This window comes from Acidiphilium sp. PM, from assembly GCF_000219295.1.
Taxonomy (GTDB): domain Bacteria; phylum Pseudomonadota; class Alphaproteobacteria; order Acetobacterales; family Acetobacteraceae; genus Acidiphilium; species Acidiphilium multivorum.
Map to the genome: position 1 here is coordinate 1 of NZ_AFPR01000522.1, position 9,329 is coordinate 9,329.

A 9,329-nucleotide genomic window follows, 5' to 3' on the forward strand; every position below is an offset into this window, starting at 1 on the left:
ACGAAGCCGGGCGCGGCCGGCGATTGCCGCACGGCCGGCGATTCAGCCGTCGCTGCCGGCTTCGGCCAGTTCGTCGAACCAGAGCAGGGTGAGTTCCTGGACGATGCGGCCGCGGATTTCCTCGTGCGAGGAAAACTCGCCGGCGAAATGGCGCTCGACCAGCGGGCCGACGCGGGCGGCGGCCTCGGGGCGGGCGCCGAGATAGGCGGCGATTCTCGCCTCGGCATCCACCGGGCCGAGGGCGCGGCGCTCGGACTGGGTCTGCTGCGCGCGCATGCACCAGCCGAGATAGGCGGCGAGGGCGCCGAGCGCGGTTTTCGGCGCGGTGACCTCCACCTTGTAGCGGAACCCGCGATGCCATTCGACGAGCCGGTCCAGCGGCATCGGCCGGGCGATGCCGTAGCCCTGGCCGTAATCGGCGCCGAGAATGGCGGCGGCCTCGACCATGCCGGCATTGGCGAGGCCCTCGACGGTCAGCTTCATGTCGAAGGAATGGGCGAGGCGGGTGAGGTAGAGGATGAATTCGAGCGCCCGTTCGGGGCGGTAGAGCGCGCTCTGCACCAGGGCCTGGTCGATCTTCACGTCGTCGAAGCCGAAGCGGTCGAGGCGGAGGAGGGAGCTGTGGCCGGAGCCGAGATCGTCCTCGGCGATGCGGATGCCGGCGTCGCGGATGCGGCGGAGGAAATCGTGCTGCACGGTTTCGTCCACCCCGAAATCGTGGCCCTCGAGGATTTCGAGCTGGATCTGGTGGGGCAGCAGGCCGTGCGCGCGCATCCTGGCGAACAGGATGTCGATGAAGCGGGGATCGCCCATGCCCTCGGCGGGGAAGTTCAGGGCGATGGTGACATCGGTGCCGAGGGCGGCGACCTCGCGGCAGGCCTTCGCCCCCTCGTCGAGCCCGATCGCGAAGAGGCGGAAGAGATCCTCCGAGCCGAAGGCGGGCATGAAATGCTTCGGCTCGACGATGGCGTCGTCCTCGCCGATCAGCCGGGCGAGGCCTTCGAGCTTGCGCAGGGCGCCGTCGTCGAGGTCGATGATCGGCTGGAAATGGAAGGTGACGCGGCCGGAATCGAGCAGGCGGCGGTAGCGCTGGCGCTCGTGCAGGGGGATGACCGGGGCGCGGCTGAAGCGCTGCACCGCGTGGCTCAGCATCTGCTGCAGATGGAGGAGGAAATTGTAGATGCGCGGGGCGGAGAAGAAGCGCGGCACCCCGGCATAGAGGCTGAGCAGGGCGATGGTGCGGTCGGCCTCGTTCAGGATCGGCACCGCGGCGCTGGAGCGGAAGCCGAGCTGGCGGCCCAGCTCGTGCCAGGGACGGTTTTCAGCCTCGATCGACCAGGCATCCGAGCAGATGATGCGGCTCTCGCGCCAGGCGCGGCCGCCGGGGCCGCGGCCGGCCTCGAGATCGGGGTCGATGCTGATCCGCGGCACCTCGCCGGACTCCATCGCCTGGTGGTAGCGCGGGCCGGCGGCGCCGGCGGAGGCCTCGATCTGCAGTTCGCCCTCATGGTCGACCCGGGCGAAGAAGGCGGAGACCGTGCCGGTGAAGCCGCCCAGCAGTTCGAGCACGCCGGTGACGAGGTCGTTGAAGTTGGTCGATTCGAGGGCGAGGGTCTCGCATTGCGCGAGGGAGGCGGCGATTTCGGCCTCCAGCTCCTCGTAGCCGGCGAACTGCTCGCGCAGGTCGGCGAAGATGCGGTGGCAGACGATCGCGGCGGCGGCCTCGCGCGCCTCGCTTTCGGGGACGGTGGCGCGGATCGCCTGCTGGAGATTGGATTGCAGGTGGCTGTAGAGCTGGATCAGCCAGCGCGGGCGGATGCCGAGCTGGCCGTGCAGGCGGCCGAGCCGGCGGGCGGTGGCGCGGTGATCGGCGTCGGTCAGGCGGTCCGAGAGGATGAAACCGACGTAATTCCGCAGTTTATTTTGCAGGCCGACAAATTCCGTGTCGCTGAGATGGCGCAGGGTTTCGGCCATGTCCGGTTCGTCGGCGAGGAATTTATAGAAATCATCGGCCATGTGGGCGGACAATGCTTCCGCGATCGGCCGGATGACCGCCAGATTTTGTTGTGCCGCATAATCATAGGCGAAAGCGGATCGATTTTGACTGGACACCATGACTGAAACATTAGCGTAACTAAATGAGAATGTCTCCACATTTCTGAGACACAATCCGCCGGTATGGACGCGGTAGGGTGGGAGTGGTTCAGTCTGGGGGGATGAGCACGAATGTGATGAGATGGATCGGGACGACGGCGCTGCTGGGTCTGGTGGCCGGGGCGCTGTCGGGATGCGGGCTGGTGGCGGCGCCGTGCCGGGTGACGTCGGCGGGGCTGAAGATCGTCCCGCTGGTCGGGCCGGTGGCGGCGGCGCCGACCGATACCTGCGCCAACGTGATCGACCCGACGCCGACGCGGAGCTGAGTTTCTGCTCCGTTCCGCCTGACACATTCCGCGGCCCGTGAGGGCGCGGGGAGTGCCGGCCGCCGCGCCCGGTGCGGACGCGGCGGCGGTGGAGGCGCGAAAAATCAGGCGGAGGCTTTGGCCTCGCGCCGGCGGTCGTGCAGGATGAACTCGGTGTAGCCGTTCGGCTGGGTGCGGCCCTTGAAGACGAGGTCGCACGCCGCCTGGAAGGCGACGCCGTCGAAGCCCGGGGCCATGTTGCGGTAGGCCGGGTCGCCGGCGTTCTGGCCATCGACCACCGCGGCCATGCGCTTCATCGTCTCCATCACCTGGGCCTCGGAGACGATGCCGTGGTGCAGCCAGTTGGCGATGTGCTGGGCGGAGATGCGCAGGGTGGCGCGGTCTTCCATCAGCGCGACGTTGTGGATGTCCGGCACCTTGGAGCAGCCGATGCCCTGGTCGATCCAGCGGACGACATAGCCGAGGATGCCCTGGGCGTTGTTGTCGAGCTCCTGCTGGATGTCCTCCGGCCGCCAGTTCGGGCGGTCGGCCAGCGGGATGGTCAGCAGGTCGGCGAGGGAGCCCATCGGGCGGGCGGCGAGCTCGGCCTGGCGGGCGGCGACATCGACCATGTGGTAGTGCAGGGCGTGCAGCGTGGCCGCGGTGGGCGAGGGCACCCAGGCGGTGTTGGCGCCGGCGCGGGGGTGCCGACCTTCTGTTCGAGCATCGCCGCCATCGCGTCGGGCGCGGCCCACATGCCCTTGCCGATCTGGGCGTGGCCGGGCAGGCCGCAGACGATGCCGATATCGACGTTGCGGTCTTCATACGCCTTGATCCAGGGCGTGTTCCTGATCTCGTTCTTGCGGATCATCGGGCCGGCCTCGATCGAGGTGTGGATCTCGTCGCCGGTGCGGTCGAGGAAGCCGGTGTTGATGAAGAAGATGCGGCTGGCGGCGGCGGCGATGCAGGCCTTGAGATTGGCCGAGGTGCGGCGCTCCTCGTCCATGATGCCCATCTTCAGCGTGTCCGGCGCGAGGCCGAGCAGGGATTCGGTCGCGGCGAAGAGGCTGTTGGCATAGGCGACCTCGTCGGCGCCGTGCATCTTCGGCTTGACGATGTAGACCGAGCCGGCGCGGGAGTTGCGCAGGCCGGCGGTGCGGCGGATGTCGTGCAGGCCGCAGAGGGAGGTGACCACGAGGTCGAGGATCGTCTCGGGGATCGGCTTGCCGGCGGCGTCGAGCACGGTGTCGGTATAGATGTGGTGGCCGACATTGCGGACCAGCATCAGCACGCGGCCGGGGAGGGTGAGGGTCGAGCCGTCCGGCGCGGTGTAGGCGCGGTCGGGGTTGAGGGCGCGGGTGAAGGTCTTGCCGCCCTTCTCGACCTGTTCGCTGAGCGTGCCGGCCATCAGGCCGAGCCAGTTGCGGTAGACCAGCACCTTGTCCTCCGCATCGACGGCGGCGACGCTGTCCTCGGCGTCCATGATCGTGCTGATCGCGGATTCGACGATGAGGTCGGCGACGCCGGCCTTGTCGGTGCGGCCGATCGGGCTGGTCGGGTCGATCGCGATCTCGACATGCAGGTTGTGGTGGCGGAGCAGGACGGCGGTGGGGGCGGCGGGCTCGCCGCGATAGCCGGCGAACTGGGCGGCGTGCTTCAGGCCGGTCTCGCCGCTTTCGAGCACGGCGGCGAGATGGCCGTTGTGCACGCGCCAGGCGCGGACATCGGCGTGGCTGCCGGTGGCGAGCGGGAAATGATCGTCGAGGAAGGCGCGGCCGCGGGCGACGACGGCGGCGCCGCGTTGCGGGTTGTAGGCCTTGCCGCGCTCGAGGCCGCCGGCTTCGGGAATGGCGTCGGTGCCGTAGAGCGCGTCGTAGAGGCTGCCCCAGCGGGCGTTGGCGGCGTTCAGCGCGTAGCGGGCGTTCATCACCGGCACGACGAGCTGCGGGCCGGCGATGGCGGCGATTTCGGGATCGACGCGCTCGGAGGTGACCTTCACGTCGCCGGGCTCGGGCCTGAGGTAGCCGATCTCGCGCAGGAAGGCCTCGTAGGCGGCGGGGTCGACCGGCTGGCCGCGGCGGGAGCGGTGCCAGTCGTCGATCGCGGCCTGGAGACGGTCGCGCTCGGCGAGGAGCTCGGCGTTGCGGGGGGCGTGACGGGCGATGAGGCCGGCGAAACCCTGCCAGAAGGCGCCGGACTCGATCCCGGTGCCGGGCAGCGCCTCGGTCTCGATGAACTGGTGAAGCTCGGCGGCGACGCGCAGGCCCGCCGCGTCCACATAGGTCTGGCTCATGGGTTCGTCTCCTTGGTCTGCGCGGGTTTTGGCCAAAGCGGCTCTCCTTGTCGAGAGGGCGGCGAGGCCCGCTGCGCCGGCCGGGGCAGACTTGTGACGGGCGGGGTTGATATCGACCGCCCCGTCCGTAATTAAGTTGATCGATCAGGGCCGGCCGGCGGCCGCACGAGCGACGGAGTCTTCGCGACAGATGAGCGCCTTCAATACCGAGACCGTCACGCAGGTCCATCATTGGACGGACCGGCTGTTCAGCTTCACCGTGACGCGCGACCCGGCGTTCCGCTTCGTCGCCGGGCAGTTCACCATGATCGGGCTCGAGGTCGAGGGCAAGAAGCTGCTGCGCGCCTATTCGATGGCCAGCGCCAGCTATGACGACCATCTGGAATTCTTCAGCATCAAGGTGCCGGACGGGCCGCTGACCTCGCGGTTGCAGCACGTGAAGCCGGGCGATCCGGTGCTGGTGGGGCGCAAGCCGACCGGCACGCTGCTCGCCGACAACATGCACCCCGGCGAGCGGCTCTACCTGCTCGGCACCGGGACCGGGCTGGCGCCGTTCATGAGCATCATCCGCGAGCCGGACATCTACGAGCGGTTCCGCCAGGTGGTGCTGATCCATGGCTGCCGGCATGTCAGCGACCTCGCCTATGAGGAATACATCACCAAGATCCTGCCGGCGGACGAGTTCATCGGCGCGCAGGTCTCCAAGCAGCTGCTGTATTACCCGACGGTGACGCGCGAGCCGTTCCGGCATAACGGGCGGATCACCCAGATTCTCGAAACCGGCAATTTCGGGCCGGGGATCGACCTGCCGCCGCTCGGGCCGAAGGATGACCGGGTGATGCTGTGCGGCAGCCCCGCCTTCCTCGACGACATGACGACGCTGCTGGAAGTGCGCGGCTTCACCGAGGGCAGCTCGTCGCGGCCGGGCGAATACGTGATCGAGAAGGCCTTCGTCGAGAAATAGCGCGCCGCTTTGCGGTGCCGTGAATCCGCCTCCATCTGCCTTGACCGCGATGGGTTCCGCGCTACGTGCAGGACACCTATTCAGAAGGAGGAATATCCGATGCCCGAACGCAAGACCATCAGCCGTGCCGCGCTGACCCTGGGCTCCGCCGTCGCCATCGCCGGGCTCGCCGCGGCGCTGCCGGCGCAGGCCGCCACCAGCGGCAGCGGCATGTGCTCCGGCGCGAAGGCCACGAAATCGTCGAAATCCGGCATGTCGAACGGGTCGGGCATGTCGAACGGGTCGGGCATGTCGAACGGATCGGGCATGTCGAACGGGTCGGGCATGTCCAAGGGATCGGACATGTCGAAATCCGGGAAGTGCTCGTCGAAATAGATGGATGACGCGCGGCTGCTGGCGGCGGCCGGGCTGGTCGCCGCGCTGCGCGAGGCCGAGGCGGGGGGCGGCAACCTGATCGCCGCCCTCGTCGGCGACGATCCCTTCGTCGCCTTCCGGCACTACCCGGAGGAGGATGCGTGGGACGAGGCGAGCCGGGCGCAGTTCTATTTCCACGCCCATGATTCCGGCACGCGCGCGGCGGAGGCCGGGCATATCCATTGCTTCCACCGGCCGGGCGGGCGGCATTCGGCGGCGGCGCCGCATCACCTCGTCGCCATCGTGCTCGATGCCACCGGGCGGCCGGCGGGGCTGTTCACCACCAATCGCTGGGTGACGGAGGAGGTTTTTCTCCCGGCGCCGGCGGCGCGGGCGGTGGCGGCGCGCTATGCGCCCTCCGGCGGGGACGTCGCCAGCCGGGTGGTGGCCGGGGTGTTCGGCCTGTATCGCGGCGAGATCATGCAGCTGCTGACGGAGCGGGATGCGGCGCTGGCGGAACGGCGGCGGCTGCGGCCGGACGCCGATCCGCTGGAGGACCGGGAGCTGGAGATCCTTTCGCACCGCGCCATCGACCTGGAGGCGACGCTGTCGGACCTGCGGCGCGGGTTGCCGGAATAGGGCTGCCCGAACAGGGGGCGGCGGAAGCCGGCGTCAGGCGGATTTGGCGAGACGGTCGAACTGTTGCAGCCGGGCGAGCAGGGCGGGCATCTCCGCCAGCCTGATCATGTTCGGCCCGTCGGAGGGTGCGTGGTCGGGGTCGGGATGGCACTCGATGAAGACCGCGGCGCAGCCGACCGCGAGCGCCGCGCGGGCGAGGATCGGGGCGAATTCGCGCTGGCCGCCCGAGGCGGTGCCCTGGCCGCCTGGCTGCTGGACCGAATGGGTCGCGTCGAACACCACGGGGTAGCCGGTCTGCGCCATGATCGGCAAGGCGCGCAGGTCGGAGACCAGGGTGTTGTAGCCGAAGGAGGCGCCGCGCTCGGTGAGCAGGATGCGCTCGTTGCCGGTGCTGGCGATCTTGGCGGCGACGTTGCGCATGTCCCACGGCGCCAGGAACTGGCCCTTCTTGACGTTGATCGCCCGCCCGGTATGGCCGGCGGCGAGCAGCAGGTCGGTCTGGCGGCAGAGGAAGGCGGGGATCTGCAGCACGTCCACCGCCTCGGCGGCGGGGGCGCACTGGGCGGCGTCGTGCACGTCGGTCAGCACGGGGATGCCGAATTTCGCCCGGATATCGGCGAGGATCTGCAACCCCTGCGCCATGCCGACGCCGCGGCCGGCGGTGAGCGAGGTGCGGTTGGCCTTGTCGTAGCTCGACTTGAAGATCAGGCCGATGCCGAGTTCGCGCGTCATCGCCGCGAGCGCGCCGGCGACCTCGCCCGCATGCTCCGCGCTCTCGATCTGGCAGGGGCCGGCGATGAGGGTGAAGGGCAGGTCGTTGCCGACGCGCAGCTCGCCGATCTCGACCGTCTTCATGATCATACCAGCCTCATCTGCTTGACCGCCGCCTCGATGAAGCCGGCGAAGAGCGGGTGCGGGTCGAAGGGTTTGGACTTCAGCTCGGGGTGGTACTGCACGCCGATGAACCAGGGATGGTCGGGGTATTCGACGATTTCCGGCAGCAGCCCGTCCGGCGAGAGGCCGGAGAAGCGCAGGCCGGCGGATTCCAGCCGCTCGCGGTAGTGGATGTTGACCTCGTAGCGGTGGCGGTGGCGTTCCTCGATCGTCGCGGCGTCGCCATAGACGGCGCGGACCAGGCTGCCCTCGACCAGGGTGGCGGCATAGGCGCCGAGGCGCATGGTGCCGCCGAGATCGCCCTCGGCGGCGCGGCGCTCGATCTCGTTGCCGCGGGCCCATTCGGTGAGCAGGCCGACCACCGGCACCTCGCAGGGGCCGAACTCGGTGGAGGAGGCGCCGGGCAGGCCGGCGAGGTTCCGCGCCGCCTCGATCACCGCCATCTGCATGCCGAAGCAGATGCCGAGGAAGGGGACGTGGCGCTCGCGGGCGAAGCGCACCGCCTCGATCTTGCCGCCGGTGCCGCGCTCGCCGAAGCCGCCGGGGACGAGGATGCCGTGCACCCCGTCGAGCCGGGCGACGGCGCCGGGCTGCTCGAAGATTTCGGAATCGACCCAGTCGAGCCGGACCCGCACCCGGTTGGCGATGCCGCCATGGGTCAGCGCCTCGCCGAGCGACTTATAGGAGTCGAGCAGGTTGGTGTATTTGCCGACGACGGCGATGGTGACCTCGCCCTCGGGGTTGCGCACCGTCTCGACGATGCGGCGCCAGCGGCCGAGATCGGGCTCGGCATCGTGCGGCAGGCCGAAATGGCGGAGCACCTCGCGGTCGAGCCCGGCCTCGTGATAGGAGATCGGCACCTCGTAGATCGTGCCGACATCGAGGGCGGGGACCACCGCCTCGGGGCGGACATTGCAGAACAGCGCGATCTTGCGGCGCTCGCCCTCGGGGATCGGCCGGTCGCAGCGGCAGATCAGCATGTGCGGCTGGATGCCGACATTCAGCAGTTCCTTGACGGAATGCTGGGTCGGCTTGGTCTTCAGCTCGCCGGCGCTCGGGATGTAGGGCACCAGGGTGAGGTGGACGAACATCGCATCGTGCGGGCCGAGCTCGTTGCCGAGCTGGCGGATGGCCTCGAGGAAGGGCAGGCTCTCGATGTCGCCCACCGTGCCGCCGATCTCGACGAGGACGAAATCGAGCCCGGCGGTCTCGCGCAGGATGGCCTGCTTGATGGCGTCGGTGATGTGGGGGATGACCTGCACGGTGGCGCCGAGATAGTCGCCGCGGCGCTCGCGGGCGATGACCTCGGAATAGATGCGCCCGGTGGTCGCGTTGTCCGACTTGGTGGCGTGCACGCCGGTGAAGCGCTCGTAATGGCCGAGATCGAGATCGGTCTCGGCGCCGTCGTCGGTGACGAAGACCTCGCCGTGCTGGTACGGGCTCATCGTGCCCGGATCGACGTTGAGATAGGGGTCGAGCTTGCGCAGGCGGACCGAATAGCCGCGCGCCTGCAGCAGCGCGCCGAGGGAGGCGGAGGCGATACCCTTGCCGAGCGAGGAAACCACGCCGCCGGTGATGAACACATACCGGGTCATGGGCTTCCGCCATAGCAGAGGGCGGCGCGGTGCAAAACCCCGCGCCGGGCAGATGAGGGCGCGCGCATTACTGCCTTGTCGGCGCCGGGGCGCTCTGCGCGGGTTTCGACGGGGCCGGCACCGGCGAGGCGGGCTTCGGCGTCGCCGTATTCGGCGCGGCGGAATTCGGCGCGGCGGGGGCCGGCGCGGCG

The 9,329-nt window shown here is 69.3% G+C and carries 8 protein-coding genes and 1 pseudogene; 3 read left to right on the top strand and 6 right to left on the bottom strand.

What is annotated here, in order from left to right; all coding sequences use genetic code 11:
- Window positions 1-42: 42 nt before the first annotated feature.
- Window positions 43-2,115, bottom strand: coding sequence for an EAL domain-containing protein (locus APM_RS17125; protein ID WP_007424656.1), 2,073 nt, complete (start codon window positions 2,113-2,115; stop codon window positions 43-45).
- Between the two features lie 116 nt (window positions 2,116-2,231).
- Between APM_RS17125 and APM_RS17130 the strand changes: the two genes are divergently transcribed.
- The gene (locus APM_RS17130; RefSeq protein WP_035188006.1) at window positions 2,232-2,420 is read left to right on the top strand and encodes a DUF6726 family protein; all 189 of its coding nucleotides are present in this window, start codon (window positions 2,232-2,234) and stop codon (window positions 2,418-2,420) included.
- 104 nt (window positions 2,421-2,524) lie between these two features.
- Here the strand turns inward: APM_RS17130 and APM_RS17135 are convergent.
- A pseudogene (locus APM_RS17135) lies at window positions 2,525-4,692 on the bottom strand (malate synthase G).
- A gap of 190 nt (window positions 4,693-4,882) precedes the next feature.
- Here APM_RS17135 and APM_RS17140 point away from each other — a divergent pair.
- Entirely contained in the window at window positions 4,883-5,656 is a 774-nt protein-coding gene (locus APM_RS17140) for a ferredoxin--NADP reductase (protein ID WP_007424659.1), read from the top strand.
- 80 nt (window positions 5,657-5,736) lie between these two features.
- On the opposite strand, the gene APM_RS22095 is transcribed toward APM_RS17140, so the two are convergent.
- Complete coding sequence (locus APM_RS22095; RefSeq protein ID WP_039889125.1) at window positions 5,737-6,000, bottom strand: hypothetical protein; 264 nt, start codon at window positions 5,998-6,000, stop codon at window positions 5,737-5,739.
- A 31-nt stretch (window positions 6,001-6,031) separates the two neighbouring features.
- Between APM_RS22095 and APM_RS17150 the strand changes: the two genes are divergently transcribed.
- Window positions 6,032-6,649: a DUF6969 family protein gene (locus APM_RS17150; RefSeq protein ID WP_007424660.1), complete on the top strand. Its 618-nt coding sequence runs from the start codon at window positions 6,032-6,034 to the stop codon at window positions 6,647-6,649.
- 33 nt (window positions 6,650-6,682) lie between these two features.
- Here the strand turns inward: APM_RS17150 and kdsA are convergent, their stop codons facing one another.
- The 3 genes from kdsA to APM_RS22255 form a co-directional block, all read right to left on the bottom strand.
- Entirely contained in the window at window positions 6,683-7,510 is an 828-nt protein-coding gene (kdsA, locus tag APM_RS17155; RefSeq protein ID WP_007424661.1) for a 3-deoxy-8-phosphooctulonate synthase, read from the bottom strand.
- A complete protein-coding gene (locus APM_RS17160; protein ID WP_007424662.1) occupies window positions 7,507-9,138 on the bottom strand; it encodes a CTP synthase in 1,632 nt (543 codons plus the stop codon). Before APM_RS17160 ends, kdsA begins: the two co-directional genes overlap by 4 nt.
- Window positions 9,135-9,329, bottom strand: a 195-nt coding sequence (locus APM_RS22255; protein WP_039889126.1) for a hypothetical protein, incomplete at its 5' end; no start/stop codon positions are given. The genes APM_RS22255 and APM_RS17160, both read right to left, overlap by 4 nt.

Bases quoted from the DNA above. Each gene is read 5' to 3' on its own strand.
- APM_RS17125 (WP_007424656.1), bottom strand. From the start codon at position 2,115: ATGGTGTCCAGTCAAAATCGATCCGCTTTCGCCTATGATTATGCGGCA.
- APM_RS17130 (WP_035188006.1), top strand. From the start codon at position 2,232: ATGAGATGGATCGGGACGACGGCGCTGCTGGGTCTGGTGGCCGGGGCG.
- APM_RS17140 (WP_007424659.1), top strand. From the start codon at position 4,883: ATGAGCGCCTTCAATACCGAGACCGTCACGCAGGTCCATCATTGGACG.
- APM_RS22095 (WP_039889125.1), bottom strand. From the start codon at position 6,000: ATGTCCGATCCCTTGGACATGCCCGACCCGTTCGACATGCCCGATCCG.
- APM_RS17150 (WP_007424660.1), top strand. From the start codon at position 6,032: ATGGATGACGCGCGGCTGCTGGCGGCGGCCGGGCTGGTCGCCGCGCTG.
- kdsA (WP_007424661.1), bottom strand. From the start codon at position 7,510: ATGATCATGAAGACGGTCGAGATCGGCGAGCTGCGCGTCGGCAACGAC.
- APM_RS17160 (WP_007424662.1), bottom strand. From the start codon at position 9,138: ATGACCCGGTATGTGTTCATCACCGGCGGCGTGGTTTCCTCGCTCGGC.